Source organism: Campylobacter concisus, from assembly GCF_002913545.1.
In the GTDB taxonomy this organism is placed as follows: domain Bacteria; phylum Campylobacterota; class Campylobacteria; order Campylobacterales; family Campylobacteraceae; genus Campylobacter_A; species Campylobacter_A concisus_AV.
In genome coordinates, this window is the sequence record NZ_PPBR01000049.1 from 1 (window position 1) to 20,810 (window position 20,810).

The 20,810-nt window shown below is 41.0% G+C and carries 20 protein-coding genes and 1 pseudogene; 19 read left to right on the forward strand and 2 right to left on the reverse strand.

Annotation, left to right across the window (positions count from 1 at the left end):
- The first annotated feature begins 152 nt into the window (after nucleotides 1–152).
- From argH to CYP05_RS10340, 3 genes and pseudogenes are all read left to right on the forward strand, one after another.
- Entirely contained in the window at nucleotides 153–1,553 is a 1,401-nt protein-coding gene (argH, locus tag CYP05_RS03395) for an argininosuccinate lyase (RefSeq protein WP_103641999.1), read from the forward strand.
- A 457-nt stretch (nucleotides 1,554–2,010) separates the two neighbouring features.
- A pseudogene (locus tag CYP05_RS10335) lies at nucleotides 2,011–2,316 on the forward strand (methyl-accepting chemotaxis protein); the annotation flags it as partial.
- 57 nt (nucleotides 2,317–2,373) lie between these two features.
- Nucleotides 2,374–2,682 (forward strand): CZB domain-containing protein, encoded by a 309-nt coding sequence (locus CYP05_RS10340; RefSeq protein WP_430747659.1) that lies wholly within the window; start codon nucleotides 2,374–2,376, stop codon nucleotides 2,680–2,682.
- A 77-nt stretch (nucleotides 2,683–2,759) separates the two neighbouring features.
- On the opposite strand, the gene CYP05_RS03405 is transcribed toward CYP05_RS10340, so the two are convergent.
- Nucleotides 2,760–3,113, reverse strand: coding sequence for a histidine triad nucleotide-binding protein (locus CYP05_RS03405; RefSeq protein ID WP_004317216.1), 354 nt, complete (start codon nucleotides 3,111–3,113; stop codon nucleotides 2,760–2,762).
- Nucleotides 3,114–3,231: 118 nt separating this feature from the next.
- Between CYP05_RS03405 and pheS the strand changes: the two genes are divergently transcribed.
- The 9 genes from pheS to CYP05_RS03450 all read left to right on the forward strand — a co-directional run bounded on the left by pheS (nucleotide 3,232) and on the right by CYP05_RS03450 (nucleotide 13,691).
- Entirely contained in the window at nucleotides 3,232–4,227 is a 996-nt protein-coding gene (gene pheS / locus CYP05_RS03410) for a phenylalanine--tRNA ligase subunit alpha (protein ID WP_103642001.1), read from the forward strand.
- Nucleotides 4,224–6,560, forward strand: a complete 2,337-nt coding sequence (gene pheT / locus CYP05_RS03415; RefSeq protein ID WP_103642002.1) for a phenylalanine--tRNA ligase subunit beta — start codon at nucleotides 4,224–4,226, stop codon at nucleotides 6,558–6,560. The genes pheS and pheT overlap by 4 nt, the downstream gene beginning before the upstream one ends.
- The gene (gene aroA / locus CYP05_RS03420) at nucleotides 6,557–7,843 is read left to right on the forward strand and encodes a 3-phosphoshikimate 1-carboxyvinyltransferase (RefSeq protein ID WP_103642003.1); all 1,287 of its coding nucleotides are present in this window, start codon (nucleotides 6,557–6,559) and stop codon (nucleotides 7,841–7,843) included. Before pheT ends, aroA begins: the two co-directional genes overlap by 4 nt.
- Nucleotides 7,824–8,648, forward strand: coding sequence for a 4-hydroxy-3-methylbut-2-enyl diphosphate reductase (locus CYP05_RS03425; RefSeq protein WP_103642004.1), 825 nt, complete (start codon nucleotides 7,824–7,826; stop codon nucleotides 8,646–8,648). The genes aroA and CYP05_RS03425 overlap by 20 nt, the downstream gene beginning before the upstream one ends.
- Nucleotides 8,649–8,728: 80 nt before the next feature.
- Complete coding sequence (locus CYP05_RS03430) at nucleotides 8,729–10,405, forward strand: 30S ribosomal protein S1 (RefSeq protein ID WP_103642005.1); 1,677 nt, start codon at nucleotides 8,729–8,731, stop codon at nucleotides 10,403–10,405.
- Between the two features lie 5 nt (nucleotides 10,406–10,410).
- Nucleotides 10,411–10,893, forward strand: coding sequence for a hypothetical protein (locus CYP05_RS03435; RefSeq protein WP_004317226.1), 483 nt, complete (start codon nucleotides 10,411–10,413; stop codon nucleotides 10,891–10,893).
- On the forward strand, nucleotides 10,887–12,467 hold the full coding sequence (gene serA / locus CYP05_RS03440; RefSeq protein WP_258031505.1) for a phosphoglycerate dehydrogenase: 1,581 nt from the start codon (nucleotides 10,887–10,889) through the stop codon (nucleotides 12,465–12,467). The genes CYP05_RS03435 and serA overlap by 7 nt, the downstream gene beginning before the upstream one ends.
- 21 nt (nucleotides 12,468–12,488) lie before the next feature.
- Nucleotides 12,489–13,055 (forward strand): elongation factor P, encoded by a 567-nt coding sequence (gene efp / locus CYP05_RS03445; protein ID WP_004317246.1) that lies wholly within the window; start codon nucleotides 12,489–12,491, stop codon nucleotides 13,053–13,055.
- 24 nt (nucleotides 13,056–13,079) lie between these two features.
- Nucleotides 13,080–13,691, forward strand: a complete 612-nt coding sequence (locus CYP05_RS03450; protein WP_103642006.1) for a DUF4304 domain-containing protein — start codon at nucleotides 13,080–13,082, stop codon at nucleotides 13,689–13,691.
- Here the strand turns inward: CYP05_RS03450 and CYP05_RS03455 are convergent.
- On the reverse strand, nucleotides 13,681–14,787 hold the full coding sequence (locus CYP05_RS03455) for an FtsW/RodA/SpoVE family cell cycle protein (protein ID WP_103642007.1): 1,107 nt from the start codon (nucleotides 14,785–14,787) through the stop codon (nucleotides 13,681–13,683). The two genes, CYP05_RS03450 and CYP05_RS03455, sit on opposite strands and share 11 nt — an antisense overlap.
- A 52-nt stretch (nucleotides 14,788–14,839) precedes the next feature.
- Here CYP05_RS03455 and CYP05_RS03460 point away from each other — a divergent pair, with 52 nt between their 5' ends.
- The 7 genes from CYP05_RS03460 to CYP05_RS03490 all read left to right on the forward strand — a co-directional run bounded on the left by CYP05_RS03460 (nucleotide 14,840) and on the right by CYP05_RS03490 (nucleotide 20,808).
- A complete protein-coding gene (locus CYP05_RS03460) occupies nucleotides 14,840–15,811 on the forward strand; it encodes an RluA family pseudouridine synthase (protein WP_103642008.1) in 972 nt (323 codons plus the stop codon).
- Nucleotides 15,744–16,418, forward strand: a complete 675-nt coding sequence (locus CYP05_RS03465; protein ID WP_181001161.1) for a fibronectin type III domain-containing protein — start codon at nucleotides 15,744–15,746, stop codon at nucleotides 16,416–16,418. Before CYP05_RS03460 ends, CYP05_RS03465 begins: the two co-directional genes overlap by 68 nt.
- 118 nt (nucleotides 16,419–16,536) lie before the next feature.
- Nucleotides 16,537–16,950 (forward strand): hypothetical protein, encoded by a 414-nt coding sequence (locus CYP05_RS03470; protein WP_103581881.1) that lies wholly within the window; start codon nucleotides 16,537–16,539, stop codon nucleotides 16,948–16,950.
- Nucleotides 16,950–18,137 (forward strand): tRNA (guanosine(46)-N7)-methyltransferase TrmB, encoded by a 1,188-nt coding sequence (trmB, locus tag CYP05_RS03475; protein ID WP_103642009.1) that lies wholly within the window; start codon nucleotides 16,950–16,952, stop codon nucleotides 18,135–18,137. The genes CYP05_RS03470 and trmB overlap by 1 nt, the downstream gene beginning before the upstream one ends.
- Nucleotides 18,121–18,792, forward strand: a complete 672-nt coding sequence (locus CYP05_RS03480; RefSeq protein WP_004317228.1) for a cell division ATP-binding protein FtsE — start codon at nucleotides 18,121–18,123, stop codon at nucleotides 18,790–18,792. The genes trmB and CYP05_RS03480 overlap by 17 nt, the downstream gene beginning before the upstream one ends.
- A complete protein-coding gene (locus tag CYP05_RS03485) occupies nucleotides 18,779–19,594 on the forward strand; it encodes a cell division protein FtsX (RefSeq protein WP_004317184.1) in 816 nt (271 codons plus the stop codon). The genes CYP05_RS03480 and CYP05_RS03485 overlap by 14 nt, the downstream gene beginning before the upstream one ends.
- Complete coding sequence (locus CYP05_RS03490) at nucleotides 19,591–20,808, forward strand: murein hydrolase activator EnvC family protein (RefSeq protein WP_103642010.1); 1,218 nt, start codon at nucleotides 19,591–19,593, stop codon at nucleotides 20,806–20,808. The genes CYP05_RS03485 and CYP05_RS03490 overlap by 4 nt, the downstream gene beginning before the upstream one ends.
- Nucleotides 20,809–20,810: the final 2 nt, after the last annotated feature.

Below are 20,810 nucleotides of genomic sequence, written 5' to 3' on the forward strand. Positions count from 1 at the left end.
ATATAAAATTTAATATAACTTTTTATCTTGATTTATATCATAAGCTTATAAAAATAAAGTCAATTCAAAGCATTTACATTAATTTTAAAGCTAATTGAGCGCCTTAAGCACCATTTTGTTAAAATCACGCAAAACTAATCAAAGGCAAAGCTATGAAAAAAGATGAAAATACTCACAAAAAGATGTGGGAGGGTAGATTTAGCGAGGCTAGCTCGAAGTTGCTTGAGGAATTTAACGCTTCTATAAATTTTGATAAAAATCTTTTTGAAGAGGACATCGCTGGCAGTAAAGCGCACGCTAAAATGCTGGGAATTTGCGGAATTTTGAAAAAAGACGAGTCAGAGGCGATCATAAAAGGGCTTGATGAGGTTTTGGCTGAGATGAGAGCTGGTAAATTTGCTTTTAAGATAGAGGACGAGGATATCCACATGGCGGTTGAAAAGCGCCTTAGCGAGATCATCGGAGCTGAGCTTGGTGGCAGACTTCACACAGCTAGAAGCAGAAATGATCAGGTCGCGCTTGATTTTAAATTTTATGTTTTGAAGAAAAATTTAGAAATTTCATCTCTCATTAAAGAGATCATCGCCACGCTTGCAAATTTAGCCAAAAACCACAAAGATACGCTAATGCCAGGCTACACGCACCTTCAGCACGCCCAGCCAGTAAGCCTTAGCTACCATTTGCTAGCTTACGCGTTTATGTTTAAAAGGGACTTTGAGCGATTTGTCAGCTCGTATGAGCGAAATAATCTAAGTCCGCTTGGCTCAGCAGCCCTTGCAGGCACGCCTCATAAGATAGATAGAACTATCGTTGCAAGCGAGCTTGGCTTTGCAGGTTGCACGCAAAATGCGATGGATAGTGTGAGCGACCGCGACTTTGCGCTTGAAATTTTATTTAACATTAGCGTTTTTATGACGCACGCTTCTAGGCTTTGTGAGGAGCTCATACTCTGGAGCTCGCAGGAATTTGGCTTTGTAAGCATTAGTGACGCTTACAGCACGGGTAGCTCCATCATGCCTCAAAAGAAAAATCCAGACGTCGCTGAGCTCATACGCGGCAAAACTGGGCGTGTAAATGGAAATTTAGTAGCGCTGCTAACTACGATGAAGGGCTTGCCACTTGCTTACAATAAAGATATGCAAGAAGATAAAGAGGGCGTTTTTGATAGTGTTGCGACCATTTTAAGCTCGGCTACTATCCTAAACGAGATGATAAAAACTGCTAAATTTAATGAAAAAAATATGCTAAAAGCGACAAAAACAGGGCATCTAAGTGCCACTGATCTAGCGGACTACCTAGTGCGTGAGAAAGATATCCCATTTAGAACGGCGCACTTTATCACCGGCAAGGCTGTTGCAAAGGCAGAAAGCTTGGGGCTTGATCTAAGTGAGCTAAGCAAAGAGCAGCTAAAAAGTGTCGATGAAAATTTAGATGAAAATGCCATCAAATTTCTAGATCTGCACGCTTCAAAAGAGGCTCGCACTTCAAAAGGTGGCACGGCAAATAAAAGTGTTGAAGAGCAAATTCAAATTTTAGACGACTGGCTTAAGTAAAAAGAGTTATAATTACGTGTAATTTACAAATTTTAAAGGGTGAAAAATGTTTTTTGACAGCAAAAGCAAAGAGCTTGGTAGTAAAAATGAAGCTTTAGAGAGAGAAAATGAAGCTTTAAGGGCTGAAATTTTAGCACTTAAAAATGAGCTAAAAAATGCCAAAACTTGCGAGCCAAAAGAGCAAGCTAAGGATAAGCAAGAGGCTGTAAATTTGCTGCTTACTAGCTATCAAGATGGTATGAATTTCTTGCAATCAACCATTGAAGAAAACCTAAAAATGCTTGAAAATATAAACCATTTAAATGAGAAAACTTTTAAAGAAACAGGCGAGCTAAAGTCTCAAACGGCTGAAATTTTAAGCTCGATCGAGCAAGTGAGCCAGATGAGCGGCGATCTCTCAAACGACGCCTCTTCGCTTGATGGAAGCGTAAATTCTATCGTTGAGATCATAAATCTCATAAAAGACATCTCAGATCAGACAAATTTGCTAGCGCTAAATGCTGCTATAGAGGCGGCTCGTGCTGGTGAGCATGGACGAGGCTTTGCTGTCGTTGCAGATGAGGTTAGAAAGCTTGCAGAGCGCACGCAAAAGGCGACGCTTGAGGTTGAAGTAAATATAAATGGCCTTAAGCAAAGTGCAAACACAATGATCGAAATGAGTGAGAGTTTCTCTAAAATTTCAGCAAATGCGATGCAAATTTTAGGCGGTTTTGAGGGCAACATCTCAAGCGTAAATGCCAACACGCAAAACATCCTAAATCAAGCCCTAAACGTAACAAACGAGGTCAATGTAAGTAACGGCAAGATAGATCACATCAACATGAAGCTAAATGGCTACCGAGGCGTCTTGCTTGGCGAGATAAATAAAATTCAAGACGTGCATGAGTGTAGATTTGGAAAGTGGTATGAAAAAGATGTGAAAAATACCATCATAAAAGATCCAAAAACTCTCTCAAGCATAGCTGCGCACCACGAAAATGTCCATCACGGACTAGATAAGGCTATGGCGATTTTTGCTGACAAAGATAATGGACATTTAGCAGGTGTCGAGATACTAAAAGATGTCGAGCACTCAAGTAAAGCAGGCTTTGAAGAGCTACTTGAAGCGGTAAAAGCTGCTAGGAAATAAATTTATTTAAATTTAGATGTTTTAAAAGTAAAAATTTGAAGTGAAATTTAGACTCAAAAAGAGTCTAAATTTTATTTTTAAAATGTGCTTTGTGGATCAGCTACGCCTTCGCTCCAGCCAAGTTTTGCGCCAGCAAGTAGGTGAAAGTGTAGGTGCATAACCTCTTGACCGCCGTTTTCGCCGCAGTTTGTTATAAGGCGGTATCCGCTCTTATCAACGCCCATTAAGCTCGCCACTTCTTGGATAAATTTGGTCATCTCACCCATCAAAACTGGATCCATCTCTTGGAAGTTTTTGTAGTGTTTTTTAGGGATGATGAGGATGTGGATCGGCGCTTTTGGGTTGATGTCGTTAAAAGCTAGAAATTTCTCGCTTTCAAGCACTTTGTTACAAGGAATTTCACCAGCAACGATCTTTTCAAATATGGTCATTTTAGCTCCTTTGAAAGTTTGAGAAATTATATCAAAGTGTGCTTAAATTTCGCGCTTTTTATCTTGATTTTAACTCTTTTTCTATAAAATCGATGCAAAAATTCATAAAGGTAAAAAATTGCAAGATTTCATTAACAAAATCAAAAATGAAATTTCAACTCTTGATGATCTTGAGAAGGTCAGGGTAGAAATTTTTGGCAAAAAGGGCATCTTGGCGCAAGGCTTTGCGAAGCTAAAAGAGCTTGGCGAGGATGAGAAAAAGGAATTTGCAGCAAATTTAAATAAGCAAAGAGATGAGCTAAGCGCGCTTATCGAGGCGAAAAAGACCGAGCTTAGCGAGCAAGAGATAGATAGCAAGATGAAAAAAGAGGCCGCTGATATCACGCTCTTTAACGAGCCTGTTGCTAGCGGGGCGCTGCATCCTGTGATGGCCACGATGGATAAGATAATTGAATACTTTTTGGCGCTAAATTTCTCACTTGAAACTGGACCGCTTATAGAAGATGATTTTCACAACTTTGAGGCGCTAAATTTACCAAAATACCACCCAGCAAGGGATATGCAAGATACATTTTACCTAGATGATTTTAGACTTTTAAGGACGCATACGAGCCCAGTTCAGGTGCGAACTATGTTAAATCAAAAGCCGCCTATTCGCATGATAGCGCCAGGCACTGTCTTTAGACGTGATATGGACTTAACGCATACACCGATGTTTCACCAGGTTGAGGGCCTTGTGGTGGAGGACGCAGACAAAGTTAGCTTTGCAAATTTAAAATCAATGCTAGAGGGCTTTTTAAAGCACATGTTTGGCGACGTTGAAGTGCGCTTTCGCCCTAGCTTTTTCCCATTTACGGAGCCTAGCGCAGAGGTTGATATTAGTTGTATATTCTGCCATGGCAAGGGCTGCAGGGTGTGTAAGCAGACTACATGGCTTGAGGTGCTTGGATGCGGCGTCGTTGATCCAAATGTATTTAAGGCGGTTGGCTATAAAAATGTAAGTGGATATGCCTTTGGCCTTGGCGTTGAGAGATTTGCGATGTTGCTTCATAGAGTGCCTGATCTAAGGTCACTTTTTGAGGGAGATTTAAGATTGTTGGAGCAGTTTAAATGATAATTTCAAAGCATTGGTTAAACGAGTGGATCGACCTTGGCGAGGTTAGCGGCGAGACACTTTCAAAGACATTAAATTCAATCGGTTTAGAAGTTGATAGCTATAAAGAGATAAATTTACCAAAAAGCGTTGTGGTGGGCTATGTAAAAAGCAGAGAAAAGCACCCAGACGCCGATAAGCTAAGCGTTTGTCAGGTTGATGTTGGTAGCGAAACGCTTCAGATCGTGTGTGGGGCTAAAAACGTCGAGGCTGGTCAGTTTGTGCCAGTTGCGCTCATTGGCACAACGATGCCAAATGGTCTTGAGATCAAAAAGGCAAAGCTAAGAGGCATCGAGTCTTGCGGTATGATCTGCTCTTCAACTGAGCTAGGGCTACCTAAGACAAATGACGGCATCTTGCCACTTGATGAGAGTATCGGCAAACTAAAACTTGGCACAAGCCTTGGTGAATTTGAAGCGTTTAAAGATGTGATCATCGAGGTTGATGTCACAGCAAACAGAGGCGACTGCCAAAATTTACACGGCATCGCAAGAGAAATTTGCACTGCGCTTGATATAAATATGAAAGATAGCCACGAAAATGAAGATAGTGAAAATTTACTAGGCATCGGCAGGATCGCATCTGTGCGGACTGAAGATAAGGTAAATGGCTCATTTTTATATAAAGCATTTGAGCTAAAAAATGCATTAAGTGAAAATTTATTAACTAGGTTGAGGCTAGCTCTAATTGAGTGCCAAAAGACAAATTTAGTAGAAAGACTGCTTGAATACGCGACATTTTGCACGGGCGTTTTATTTAGAGCTTATGATCACGCTAAGCTTGTGGACGAGGGCGAAAAAGCAGTTTTTGACATCAAAAATGGCGAAAATGGCGAGTGCGTGGTTTTTTGCGAGGATAAAAATTTAGGTGTTGCTGGAATTTACCAAAGCGATGAGGCTAGGGTTGATGAGGGCTCAAAGGTGATCTTGATAGAGGCTAGCTATGTAAAACCAGATGTTGTCTCAAAAGCTATTTTTGAAAATAAAAATTTACCAAAAGGCGATCAAGTTTATCGCTCAAGCCGTGGTAGTGAGCCAAATTTAGCTTATGGGGCGGACTATCTTTTTAAAAGACTAGCTAGCTTTAAAGATAGCCTAAGTCTTTTTGCGGGCTCGCAGCAGTCGCTACTTGGCACCGAGCCTATCACGCTTAGCATCTCACTTGGCGAGCTTAAAAATATGATCGGTCAAGAGGTTGCAAGAAACGATGTCGTTAAAATTTTAAAGAAACTTGGCTTTGAGATCGCGGTAAATGTTGAGCAAGAGAGCTTTAACGTAAAAGTGCCGTTATTTCGCCATGACATCGTAAATTCTCATGATATCTGCGAGGAGATCGTAAGGATAATAGGTATCGACAATATCGCCTCAACGCCGCTAAATTTCTCTGAGAAAAATAGGCTAAATAAGACATATTTTGACTATAAAAATGCTTTAAATTTAAGGCACCGTGCAGCTGACAATGGCTTTTTTGAAAGCGTGCACTACGTATTTGACAGCCTTGATGAGCTAAGTGAGCTAAATTTCAAGCCTTGCAAGATCAAGATACTAAATCCTATAAACAACGAGCTAAACACGCTTAGACCGGCACTTGTTAATCACCTTCTAAGCTCAAGCGAGAAAAATATCAAAAACTCAAAACGCTTAGTTAGGCTTTTTGAGCTTGGCGAAGTTTTTGATGAAAATGCAAACCAAGGCTTAAATTTAGGCTTTGTCGTATCAGGTCTCTTAAAAGAGCCAACACTTATAAATGGCGCAAAGGGCGAGGAGGCAAATTTCTACGCATTTGCAGCGATGGTTCAAAATGTCATAGGCAAATTTGAGCTAAAACCTTGCCAGGGCATTTCATATCTTAGCCCATACGAGCAGGCACATCTCTACCAAAATGGCGAAAAGATCGGCTATATCGGCAGAGTCGATGCAAGAGTAGAGGCAAAAAGGGATCTGCCAAAAACTTATGTCTGCGAGATTGATTTTGCAAAGCTTAAATTTGAGCCGATCTTAGCAGTGTCATACTCAAAATTTCAAAGCACTATAAGGGATCTTAGCCTCATCGTGCCTGAAAATTTCGAGGCTGGACGAATTTATGAGTGCATAAGAGGGCTAAATTTAAAAGAGTTAAAAGAGTTCTTGCCAGTTGATATCTATAAAGATGCAAAACTAAATGGCGCGATTAGCCTTAGCCTTAAATTTACATTCCAAGATATGGAAAAAACGCTCGAAGATGACGATATAAACGCGCTTATGGATAAAATTTTAAGTGAGCTAAAAGAGAAACTAAATATCGGAATAAGATGAGAATTTATCCACTAGAAAAAAGTCTAAATTTAACTATCGATGACATCGCGGCTGATAAGTCTATTTCGCATAGATGCGCGATGTTTTCGCTTTTAAGCGACAAGCCATCTCATGTTAGAAACTACCTAAGAGCAGGCGACACGCTAAATACCTTAAAGATCGTCGAGCTCCTTGGCGCAAAGATCGAAGATAACGGAGCTGAGATAACGATCACTCCACCACAAAAGATAAAAGAGCCAAATGAAATTTTAGAGTGTGGCAACTCTGGCACGGCAATGAGGCTTTTTATGGGGCTACTAGCTGCACAGGAGGGCTTTTTTGTATTAAGTGGCGATAAATACTTAAATTCTCGTCCGATGGCAAGGATAGCAAAGCCTCTAAATGATATGGGTGCAAAGATAGATGGTGCAAACGACGCAAACAACGCTCCTCTTTGCATAAGAGGGACTAAATTTGAAAGATTTAGTTTTGATAGTAAGATCGCTTCAGCCCAGGTAAAAAGCGCGCTTTTGCTAGCGGCTCTTTACTCAAATGGCTGCAAATTTAGCGAGCCAGAGCTAAGCAGAGATCACACTGAGCGCATGCTTGCTGGCATGGGAGCTGATATAAAGCGTGACGAGCTAGAGATCACTCTAGAGCCGATGAAAGGCCCACTTGCGCCACTTGACATAGACGTGCCAAATGACCCAAGCTCGGCATTTTTCTTTGCAGTTGCAGCTCTAATCATCCCAAATTCGCATATCATTTTAAAAAATATCTTGCTAAATAAAACTCGCATCGAAGCTTACAGAGTTTTAGAGAAAATGGGTGCTGAGATAAAATTTCACAAAACCTCAAGCAAATACGAAGATATCGGTGATATTGAAGTTAAGTACTCGCCAAATTTAAAAGGTGTAGAGGTTAGCGAAAATATCTCGTGGCTCATCGACGAAGCCCCAGCTTTAGCAATCGCATTTGCCTGCGCAAAGGGTCAAAGCAAGCTAACAAACGCAAAAGAGCTTCGCGTAAAAGAGAGTGACAGGATAGCTGTCACGATAAATGCGCTGAAGCAGTGCGGTGTCGACGCTAGCGAGCTTGAAGATGGCTTTATCATAAATGGCTCTGAGGCTAAATTTGCCACGATAGATAGCCACGGAGATCACAGGATCGCCATGAGCTTTGCCATACTTGGACTAAAATGTGGCATGCAGATAGAAAAGAGCGAATTTATTGCCACTTCGTTTCCAAATTTTGCTGAAATTTTAAAGAAAATGGGAGCTAGAGTTGAAGATCGAGCTTGCTAGTAGTTATGGCTTTTGCTTTGGCGTAAAAAGGGCGATAAAGATAGCTGAAAATGCTGGAGATGCTGCAACTATCGGCCCGCTCATCCATAACAACGAAGAGATAAACAGGCTTGAGAAAAACTACAATGTAAAGACACTTGAGGGTATAGATGAGCTAAAAGATGAGAAAAAGGCGATCATCCGCACTCATGGCATCACTAAAAACGACCTTTCAGAGCTAAAAAAGACCGATATAAAAGTGATCGACGCAACTTGTCCGTTTGTAACAAAGCCACAACAAATTTGCGAAAAAATGAGCGAAGAGGGCTATGATGTGGTGATCTTTGGTGACGTGCACCACCCAGAGGTAAAAGGGGTGAAGTCGTATGCCAAGGGCAATGTCTATGTCGTGCTTGAAGAGAGCGAGCTAGAGGGCATTAAATTTAAGCAAAAGGTCGCGCTCGTTAGCCAAACTACTAGAAAAGTTGAGAAATTTATGCAGATCGCAAACTATCTCATGCTTCATGCAAAAGAGCTACGCGTTTTTAATACGATCTGCAACGCGACATTTGAAAACCAAGAGGCTGCTAAAAATTTAGCAAAAAGAGCCGACGTCATGATAATAATCGGCGGCAAAAACAGCTCAAACACAAAACAACTCTACCTAATATCTAAAAATTTCTGCGAAGATAGCTATCTCATTGAAAGCGAAGAAGAGCTTGAAAGATCATGGTTTGACGGTAAAAATTTGTGTGGCATAAGTGCGGGTGCTAGCACACCTGACTGGATCATACAAAAAGTCGTTGACAGAATCAAAAAAGTATAAAATTTATCCTAGCTAAAGCCACAATTAACTATAATAAGCCAATTTGCCTCTACTGGCATAATAAAATTTAAAGGATCAAGATGGCTGTGAACAAAAGTGTTCAATTAGGAAAAGCAAAAGACGAAGATATCGAAGATATCGATTTTGCTGCGATGTTAGAGGAGTCTTTTAAAAAGACTGAAGAAGATAGTGACGCAAAGATCGTCAGTATCAATGGCGATGAGGTTTTAATCGACGTTGGCAAGAAGTCAGAAGGCATTTTAAATGTTTCTGAGATCACTGATGCAAACGGCAACCTGACGCATAAAGTTGGCGATACGATCAAAGTTGTAATAACTGGATCAAGAAATGGAAGACCTATAGTGTCGCACAAAAAAGCACTTAGAAAAGAGAAAGTTAAAGCTTTCATCGAAGCTTACGATCCTGAAAATTCTGGCGAAATCGACGTAAAAGTAGTTGGAAAAAATAAAGGTGGTTTTATCACTCAAGATGCAAATGGCGTAGAATTTTTCTTGCCAAGAACGCACAGCGGATTTAAAAACGCTGATGGTGTAGTTGGAAAATCATACAAAGTAAGAGTTATAAAAGTTGATAAAGAAGAGAATAGCATCGTTGTCTCAAGAAAGAAAATTTTAGATGACGATCGCAAAAAACGTAAAGAAGCTCTATCAAACATAGTAGAAAACGATAGTGTTATAGAGGGCACAGTTAAGAAAATCACAACTTATGGTATGTTTGTTGATGTAGGCGGTGTAGACGGACTTGTGCATTACAGCGAGATAAGCTACAAAGGTCCAGTAAATCCTAGCTCTTTATACAAAGAAGGCGATAAAGTTTTAGTTAAAGTTATCAGCTATGACAACGAAAAACGCCATCTATCTCTATCTATCAAGGCTGCTACTCCAGATCCTTGGGAAGAGATCATAAATGATGGTCTAGAAGTTGGCGACACTATCAAAGTAACAGTTAGCAATATCGAGCCTTATGGCGCATTTGTCGATCTTGGAAATGATATTGAAGGATTTTTACATATATCTGAAATTTCATGGGATAAAAATATCAAAAATCCAAAAGATCACATTAGCGAAGGCCAAGAGATCGATGTTGAGGTTATCGAAATAGACGCAAAAGGACACCGCTTAAGAGTGAGTCTTAAAAATTTACTTCCAAAGCCATTTGATGAATTTAAAGCTAAATTCAAAGAGGGTGACGTAGTAAAAGGCGTTGTGACGACTATCACAAATTTTGGCGCATTTGTTAGAGTAGGCTGCGTTGAGGGCTTGCTACACAACGAAGATGCATCTTGGGATAGAAATGACAAGTGCAAAGATATGTTTAAAGCTGGCGATGAGCTAGAAGTAAAGATCGTCAAAATCGACAGCGCTGAGCAAAAAATTTCTCTAAGCCTAAAAGATCTAAAACAAAGTCCAGTTCAGGCATTTGCTAATAAATTTAGTGTAGGCGACATCGTAAAAGGAACGATCCGTGACATTAAAGACTTTGGCGTATTTGTTGAGCTTGGCGATAATGTCGATGCGTTAATCCGCAAAGAAGATCTAGGTAGCGTAGATGCTAGCACGCTAAAGATCGGCGATGAGATCGAAGCTGCTATCGCATTTATCGATGAGAAGAAAAATAGAATTCGCCTAAGCATACGCCGTTTAGCAAAACAAAAAGAGCGTGAAGTGTTAAATGAGATCAATGACAACGACGACAAAGTAACACTTGGCGACATCATAAAAGAACAATTACGCTAGTATAAATGGGCAGACGCACGCTTTTATTAGTAGTTGTTCTGCTTTTTGTGATGTTGGGTTTGGTTGGAGTTTATCTTGTTAAATTTGCAAGTGTAAATTTCAGCCAAACTACTGAAAAAAATATTACAAGTGAGCAAAATATAACCAAAAACACAGCTGGCAGTGAAAACTGGATCAATGAGCTGGCAACTATTAAGAAAAAAGATTACGTATTGCCCGTAAATGAAATTTTTATAGAATACAACCGACCTAAGATAGAAAAGCCAAAGATCACAGCATACGAACTTTTGATAGATAAAAACGACATCTACTCTATGTTCTGCTTGATGCAGACTTTGCGAAATAGCGAGGTTGATTTTACTGTAGTAAGAGATGGGGCTAAGAGCCAGATCTTTTTAAATACCCAAGACTCAAGGCTTTTGCAAAATATCATTTTGCAGCTAAGAGTTTACGATATCCACTCAAGTGTGAGAGAGGTAAAATTATGAAAACTATCATTGTTTGCGATGCGATACACCCAGTAGGTTTTGAACTTTTAAAAAAAGAACAAGATATAAATGTAATAGACGCAGTTAATACCCCAAAAGACGAGCTTTTAAAAATTTTAGGCGAGGCTGATGTCGCGATCACTAGAAGCTCGACTGAGGTAAATGAAGCGTTTTTAGAAGCTGGCAAGAAGCTAAAAGCTATCGTTAGAGCTGGTGTTGGCGTGGATAACGTTGATATAGATGGCTGTTCAAGAAGAGGCATCATCGCTATGAACGTCCCAACTGCAAATACTATCGCAGCAGTTGAGCTAACTATGGCACACATGCTAGCAGCTGCAAGATCACTTGAATACGCTCACAACGACCTAAAGCTAGATAGAATTTGGAAACGCGAGAAGTGGTATGGAGTTGAGCTGTTTAAGAAAAAGCTAGGTGTGATCGGTTTTGGCAACATCGGCTCAAGAGTAGCAGCTCGCGCAAAAGCTTTTGGCATGGATATCATTGCGTACGACCCATATATCGATCCATCTAAAGTTATCGATATGGGCGGCACTTACACTAAAAATTTTGATGATATCTTGGCGTGTGACTTCATCACGATCCACACTCCAAAAACAAAAGAGACCACCGACATTATCGGCGCAAAAGAGATAGCGAAGATGAAAGATGGCGTAAGGCTTATAAACTGCGCTAGAGGCGGCCTTTATAATGAAGAGGCGCTTTATGAGGGGCTAAAAAGTGGCAAGGTAGCTTTTGCTGGTATCGATGTTTTTACAAAAGAGCCAGCGACAAGCCATCCACTTCTTGATCTAGACAATGTAAGCGTCACACCGCACCTTGGAGCAAACACACTCGAGTCACAGCGCAATATCGCAGTTGAGGCAGTCGAGCAGGCTATCTTGGCAGCACGCGGCATAAGCTATCCAAACGCTCTAAATTTACCGATCAAAACAGAAGATCTACCGCCATTTGTTGAGCCTTATATCGAGCTTACAAGCAAGATGGCTTTCTTGGCAGCTCAGATCAACAAAAGCGCTATCAAGGCTATCCGCATAGAAACTCACGGGCAGATTAGCGAATATGCAAATTCGCTTCTAACATTTGCTATAGTTGGCGCGCTAAAAGAGAGTCTGGGTGATGCGATAAACTATGTAAATGCTAAATTTTTATGCGATGAAAAAGGCATAGTCACAGAAACCATTGCTGGCGGAGATAGCATTTTCAAAAACAAAATCACCGTTCGCATCACAACCGAAAAAGGCATCGCAACGGTTGGCGGCACGGTATTTGGTGAAAATCAGCAACGCATCGTGACGATAAATGGCTTTAAAACTGACTTCAAGCCAAAAGGCAAGATGATCATCTTTAAAAACCACGACGTACCAGGTGTTATCGCTCAGATCAGTAAAATTTTAGCTGATGAGAAGATAAATATCGCTGACTTCCGTCTTGGTAGAGATGAACACGGCATGGCACTTGCGGTCATCTTGGTTGATGAACATATAAAAACAGAAACGCTAGAGAGATTAAACGCACTTGAAGCTTGTGTTTGGGCTCAATACGCAGTTATATAACAAATTACGAAAGGATAAAAAATGGCTTCATATTCAATGGGCGATCTAAAAAAGGGACTAAAGATCGAGATCGATGGCGTTCCTTATAAAATCGTAGAATATCAACACGTTAAACCGGGCAAGGGTGCAGCTTTTGTTCGTGCAAAGATCAAATCTTTTGTCGACGGAAAGGTTCTTGAAAAGACTTTTCACGCAGGCGATAAGTGCGAGCAACCGCATCTTGAAGAAAAAGAGATGCAGTACCTCTATGATGATGGTGAGTTTTGCCAGTTTATGGACACGACTACTTACGAGCAAGTTGCGATCAGCGACGAGGATGTGGGCGATGTTAAAAAATGGATGATCGATGGCATGATGGTTGAAATTTTATTTCACAACGGCAACGCAATCGGCGTTGAAGTGCCACAAGTAGTCGAGCTCAAGATAGTTGAAACTCCACCAAATTTCAAGGGCGACACACAAGGCGGCAAAAAGCCAGCTACTCTTGAGAGTGGCGCGGTAGTTCAGATACCATTTCACGTACTAGAAGGCGAGGTCATCCGCGTTGATACCGTTCGTGGTGAGTACATTGAGCGCGCAAATAAATAATCATACATCTGGCGCGTTAAATTTATGAAAGAGAAATTTGACGAGCTTATCGCTCTGCTAAAGCCGCTATTTAAGGATAATGGCTTTAGCAAGAGCGCTTTAAATTTCTACAAAAATACTCCAAATTTTATCTATGTTGTAAATTTTCAAAAAAGCAGCGGCAATAGCTCAGAGCGCACGAGATTTTATATAAATTGCGGCATTTACACCCCTTTTATAGAGGCTACTCTTGGCAAAGAAGCGCTTAGCAAGCCAAAAGAGTATGAGTGCCACTTTAGAGCTAGAGCAAATGAAATCACTCGCACAGCTGCTGCATACTACGAGCTAGAGCCAGATAGTGACGTGGCTAAAATTTATGAAAATGTGGCAAACGACCTTGGCTTTGTTTTTAAATTTTTTGAGCAAACTAACTCTGAAGCAAATTTAATAGAGCTAATGCTCGAACAAAACGGCCTTGCAGCGATAAATCAGCTCTATGAATATCTTTTGATAAAAGATAAAGGTGAAATTTTGATCTCTCATGCCAAAAGACTCTTCGCAAAACACGGTGGCGAAGCAAGGTGGGGTAAATTTCAAAACCAGATAAATGAGCTGCTTAGAAAATATAAAAAAGATGAGATAAATTTTAAAATTTAAATTTCACCGAGCGGTAGGTTTGATCAAACCTAAATGTTAGCAGATTTTGCAGTATCCCAAAAAGTACCATGAAGGTGACGAAGCTGCTTCCGCCGTAGCTAAAAAACGGCAGCGGCACGCCCACAACCGGCGCAAAACCGATCGTCATCGAAACATTTACCCCCACGTAGACAAAGATGAGCGCGGCTATGCCAGTGGCGGTCACCTGCGTGAAATAATCATTCTTAAGCCCGTAGTTTAGGCTAAGTAGGTGCGTTATAAGCGCTCCATAAAGCCCCAGCAAAAGAAGCGCCCCGTAAAAGCCAAAACGCTCGATATTGTAGGCAAAGATGAAGTCACTTGTGGCGATTGGCAAAAATTTAAAGTGCGTTTGCGTCGCCTCGTCCTTTGGCTTGCCTTTTAGCCCGCCGCTACCTATGGCGATGATACTTTGCTTGACGTGATAGCTTGGCTCTTCGGCGATGAAGTCGTGGATCCTCTTTTTTTGATAATCATGCAAATTTTCATATAAAACTGGCGCCAAAAATCCTATGGCAAGGATGATGCAGATCCAAATTTTCTTATTTATGCCGATGACAAAAAGGATGGTGTAGCCAACTATTAAAAGTATGAGCGCGGTGCCAAGATCAGGCTCTTTCATGATGAGCGCAAATGGCAAAAGTATGTAAAAACTAAGCCTTAAAAAGTCTTTTAGCCCATACCCATCGACCTCTGGCGGGCGCTGCTTAACTAGATAGGCTAGCATCAGCAAAAAGGCTGGCTTCATGAGCTCTGAGGGCTGAAGCGTGAAGTGAACGAAAGGAATTTCAAGCCAGCGCCTAGCTCCAAGCTTACTAACGCCAAATATATCAACGCTTAAAAGCAGCACGATGCAGACCCAGTAAAACATCGGGATGATCCAGTCAATGCGTCTAATAGGCAGCAAAAATGCGATGCAAAATGAGACAAATCCTATACCAAAATATACAAGCTGTTTGTTTGCCAAAATGTCGTTTGCTTCGGAGACTAAGATGTATGAGATGGCTATGATTGGGATGATCAAAAACGGCTGAATAAAATCAAAATGTGTTAAAATACGCCGATCTAGTTTTATCAAGAAGCAAACCTTAATTTTTGGGCTAGATTATATCACAAACAAGGCTTTTATTTTGGTTAAATTTAATGTTTTAAATAGCTCAAGACTAGACGTTGCAGTGGCCAAAGAGCTTCAAATTTCACGTAATCAAGCTTTAAATTTGATAAAAGACTCCCTTGTAAGCGTAAATTTAAAACCAGTCTCAAAACCAAGCTTTTTACTGAGCGAAAATGATGAAATTTGCGTAAATTTTGCCCCAAAAAAAGAGGTGCAAAACGAATACGAAGTAAATTTTGACATCCCGATCATCTACGAGGACGACGATCTCATAGTGCTAAACAAGCCCCCGCAAATCGTCGTTCACCAAGCCCCAAGCGTCAAAGAGGCGACACTTGTTGAGTGGCTAAACAAAAAGGGCTTTATGCTCTCAAATTTAAACGGCGACGTAAGAGCTGGCATCGTCCACCGCCTAGATAAGGGCACGAGTGGCGCTATCGTCGTTGCTAAAAACAACTTCGCCCACGCAAAACTAAGCGAGCAGCTAAGCGATAAGAGCATGGGGCGAATTTATCTAGCGCTCACCGACTTGCCCCTAAAAGAGGACGTCGTCATCGATAAGCCAATCGGCAGAAATCCAAACAACCGCCTAAAAAAAGCGATCGTAGCGGACGCTAAATTTGCAAAAAGCGCCTTTGTAAATTTGCTAAGTGAAGGCGGAGTAAATTTGATAGCGGCAAAGCTTTTTACAGGCAGGACGCACCAGATAAGAGTGCATCTTGCTAGCATAAATCGCCACATTTTAGGCGATGATTTATACGGATTTAAGAGCCAAGGCGATAAAATAAGCAGGGTTATGCTTCACGCTTATATGCTCTATTTTATCCATCCGCGAACTGGCAAAAGGGTAGAATTTACCGCAAAAACGTATGATGACTTTAACCAAATAATTTATAAAAAAATTCCCAAGGAGATTTTTGATGAAAAAATTTGCCCTACGCATATTGACACCATTTTTAGTAGCTTTCTTAGCGGGATGCGGCTCTAGCGTACCGACCCAGCAAAGCACGTCACTACCAACGATTACAAGCTTAAAAACCATTTCAGATATGACAGAAGTTGGCTTCGAGTGGAACCCAGTGACCGATGAGAGCGTCGTTGGCTACTACCTTTACCGCTCAAATCCAAACGATGCAAACTCAAAAATGCAACTAGTTGCAAACATAAAAGACCGCTTTGCTACGCACTACGTAGATCGCGACCTAGCTCCAGAGACGACTTACTCATACCAAATGAGAACCTACTCAAGTAACGCCATCTCTCAACCAGGTGCGATCGCAACTGCGACAACTAAGCCACTGCTTGAGTCTGTACCATTTGCGCAAGCTATCACAGGGCTTCCAGGCCGTGTAAAAGTGATCTGGAGACCACATCCTGATAGCACAGTAGCAAGCTACATCATCCAAAGAAGCGATGCAGGAGCTAATAAATTTAGCCAGATCGCAGAGGTAAATGGCAGACTAAACGCCGAGTATATCGACACTGAGGTAAAACCTGGCAGGTCTTATGAGTATAGGATCTTAGTTAAAACTTCTTCTGGCGTCATCTCAAAACCAAGCCAAAACATAAGCGCCACAACAAAGGAGTTACCCTAAATCAGTAACAAATGTCCAAGCGACCAAAAATGCACCAAAAAAGATCATCTTAACGTGGGATTACGCACCGGCTGAGGATTTTGCTTATTTTAAGGTTTATAGAACGACAAGTAAAATTTTGCCTTACACATACCTAGCAAAAACGACTAGCAACACCTATGAGGACCTCATAAATACAAACGCGGCGACAAGGTATTATAGAGTGACAGCTGTTGATAAAGACGGTCTTGAGAGCTTAAAACAAGATGAGCCGATCGTTGGTAGCACACTTGGCGCACCAAAAACTCCAAGCATAAGCGCTAGCTACGATGGTAGCGGCGTAAATGTAAGCTGGAGCGCAGTTGATAGAGCTAGCTCATATACAGTTTATAGAAGTGGTGCTAGCGAGAAAGTCTTTAGCGGTATAAGTGATACTGGGCTTAGAGATGACAGCGTCCAAGCGGGTGCTAGCTACTCTTACAGCGTCGTAGCAGTCGATGAATACGGCATCGCCTCTGATAAGTCATCAAAAGCAGAAGTTAGCATAAAATAATGCCAAATTTCATCGCTTCGTCCTTAAAAGAGCTCTCGTTTCCATTTGGTAACGATAAGATCAAATTCCTTTGGCAGGCAAATGGCCGAAACGAGAGGCTCATCTACACAAAAAATGAAGATGAAGGTTTTTTTCTAGTCGTAAAGCCTGGTAAAACTGGCGTCGTCGTAAAGGGAGAAAAGCTTACAAAGCCTGCTAAAGTCGGACTTTTGCAAGAGGCACTGGAGCTTTTTAAAGAGCAAAGTTGTAACGGTATCATCAGTCAAGCATTTGCTGTAAAAAAGACAAATTTGACCAAAAAAGTGAGCGAAATTTTAAGCCTTGAAGAGTTTGTGTCAGCTTTTTGTGAGCTAAAAGATAAATTTAAAGAGATTTTTATCGAGATCGGCTTTGGCTCTGGCAGACACTTGCTCTATCAGGCTAAAAACAACCCAAATGCCCTAGTTATCGGCATAGAGGTCTATAAACCAAGCATCGAGCAAGTAGCAAAGCTAGCTAGGGCAAATGCCCTAGAAAACGTGCGTCTGATAAATACCGACGCAAGGCTCTTACTCTCGCTTGTTGGATCAAATTTGGTTGATAAAGTATTTTTACACTTTCCAGTGCCGTGGGATAAGGCTGAGCATAGACGCGTGGTCTCATCGGCGTTTGCGCTTGAGTGCGAGAGGATACTAAAGCTTGGCGGTAAATTTGAGCTAAGGACTGATAGTAATGAGTATTGCGACTTTAGTTTGAGTAAATTTTTAGAGCCTACAAACTCAAAGATAGAGGCTTTTAAAAATAGAAATTTAGAAGTAACTAGCAAGTATGAAGACCGCTGGAGACGCCAAGATAAGGACATTTACGATGTCATTTATACTTGTGAAGTTAAAAGCGATGAGAGCGTTTTGGCTGGGGATTTTAGCTTTAAAGAAAAGACAAGCGTAAAAAATATCATTAAAAATTTCAAAAATTTCATCATAAAAAAAGAGGATTATTTTTTACATTTTGAAGAAATTTATACCATAAACGAGGGTGAAATTTTGCTAAAAGTCGCCTTTGGAGCGTTTAACAAACCAGAGCAATGTTTCATCAAAATAAGCGATGAAAAAAGCGAATATTTTATAAAAAAACCGATCTTAATACGTGAAAATTTAGCAGCACACGAGCTTTTGAAGGAGTATTTGGCTGATGCAAGAGATAATTAGCGCAAGAAATTTAAGCCTAGCTTATGAGCGCAACGAGGTTGTGATCAATAGCGTAAATTTAGACATCTACGCAAATGACTTTGTCTTTATCACAGGCAAGAGTGGAAGCGGAAAAAGCACGCTTTTAAAGTCATTTTACGGAGAAATTTCGCCTCTAGCTGGCGAGCTAAATGTCTGCATGACGCAAATGGACGATATCGATGACAAAAGACTTTGCGAACTTAGGCAGCGAGTTGGCATTATATTTCAAAACTATCGCTTGATAAATGAATGGAATGTCGAAAAAAACGTCATGCTGCCACTCATCATCAAAGGCGTCAATCAAAATGTGAGCAAAAAGCAGGTGGCTAAACTTTTAAAACATGTAAATATGCTTCACAAAGCCGATAAATACCCTCGCGAGCTAAGTGGCGGCGAACAGCAAAGGGTTGCCATGGCAAGAGCACTCGCGCATAATCCAAATTTGCTCTTATGTGACGAGCCAACGGGAAATTTAGACGAATACTCAAGCGACGTCATCTGGTCGCTTCTAAAATCAGCCAGAGAATTTCTAGGCACAAGCGTTGTCGTGGTTACACACCACATCCCATCAACGCTTCGCATCCCATACCGCCACTTCGTCATAGAAAATGGAGGCGTGCATGAGATCGCTTAAAAACCACCTTGGATTTATCCTGCCGTTAATTGCACTTTTATTTTCAGTGCAGTTTAGCCTCACAGCGGACAAGATCGTAAGAGAGTATGAGAGGCTTATGGGAAATGACTACAACATCGTGGTGGTCTCAAACAAAGAGCTAAGCGAGCCAGTGCTAAAGCCAGTGGTTAGCACGCTAGCAAGTGTCGAACCACTAAGCCCGCAAAAGATCATAGACCGCCTATCAAACGACATCTCGGCTAAAAATTTATCCATCCTTCAAAATGCCTTGCCTAAATTTTACTCGCTAAGACTTAGCGAATTTCCATCGCCAGAGTATATGGAGGAGATAAAGCAAAAGCTTTTGAAATTTGATGGTATAAGCAAGGTTGAGACATTTTCAAAGACCCATGATAAGGTCTTTAAGATGCTAAATTTAGCCAAAAGCATATCTTATGCATTTATGGCGATACTTTGCGTCGTTGGGCTTATGCTTATGCTTAAACAGACTAAAATTTGGCTATTTGAGCATAGAGAGCGCATCGAGATCATGACGCTTTTTGGCGCGCCATTTTGGCTAAAATCAGCCATGCTTTATAAATCAGCCATGGTTGATAGCATAGTTGCGACCATTGTTGTTGGCGCGTTTTTCTTTTTCTTGCCTAGTATTGAAATTTTTAGAGAAAATGCCGCAAGCATCGATGTAGTCTTGCCTAGCCTTGATCTTTCAAGAGATATTTTTATCTTATTTGGCGTGGCTGTGGTTTTAAGCATTTTTGCTGTTAGTTTAGTGATGAGTAAGGCTAGAAAAAGCACGATATGAAAAAAGGAATTTTTACACTTTTGCTAGCATTTAGTCTAGCTTTTGCATCAAATACTAAAGAGAAGATAAAAGACTCCAAAAACTCGCTAAGATCGACGCAGGCTATGAGCGAGCAGCTTAGTAAAAAGCTTGATGACTTGGCTGGAGATATCGTAAATGGCGAGAAAAAACTGCGCGGCATAAGCGGCGATATCACAAATTTAAAAGGTCAAATTTCAGTTCTTGAGACAAATGCTTCAAAAGCGCTTCTTGAGCTTGATGATCTAACAAAGCAAAACAAAGAGCTAGAGCGCACCCAAAAAGAGCTAGAGCAAAATATGATAAGGATCATCGCAGAAGATCTCTCATTTGATCTTATGATGTCAGCAAGCGAGGGCAAACAAAGCGAAGAGAGCATCATCTCGTTGCAAATTTTAACCAAGCTAAACGCCATAGCAAAAGAGGACTTTAAAAGGCTTAGTGAGAACTACGAAGACACGATAGAAAAGATAAAAAATAAATCAAGTAAGATAAACGAGATAAACTCAAGCATAAAAAACTATAGGCGCAAGCAAAATGATCTACAAAGCCTAGAGAGCACGCAGAAAAATACAATAAACGGGCTAAAACGTGATAAAGAAATTTACAGCAAAAAGCTAGCCAAGCTTCAAGCCCAACAAGACGAGCTAAGAAAGACACTTGAGCAGCTTGCTATCATGCAAAAGCAAGAGGATGAAGCAGCCAGAGCAGCTAGAGAAAAGCAAGAAAGAGCAGCTAGCAAAGGTGGCAAAAAGGGCGAAAAGAGCCAGCCAATGGGTGGGGGCTATCAGACAAGCTCGGTTAAAAGATACTCAGGTGCAAGGACGATCGCTCCGCTTGATAGCTACTCTGTAAAGCAAAAATTTGGCAACTACGTAGATCCGATATATAACATCAAAATTTTCAACGAATCAGTCATACTTCGCTCAAGCACGCCAGATGCGAAGGTTAAAAGCGTGCTAAATGGCAAGGTCGTCTTTGCAAAAGCAACTCCGATGCTTGAAAATGTCGTCATCATCGAAAACGAAAACGGCATCCACACGATCTACGCCCACCTAAGCCAGATCGCGCCAACTGTAAAGGTCGGCTCAGTCGTGCAAAAAGGCTATGTTATAGGTAGGGTAAGGAACGATCTAACCTTTGAAGTAACGCAAAGAAACTACCATATCGACCCGCTTGAAATGATCTCAAAATAGTC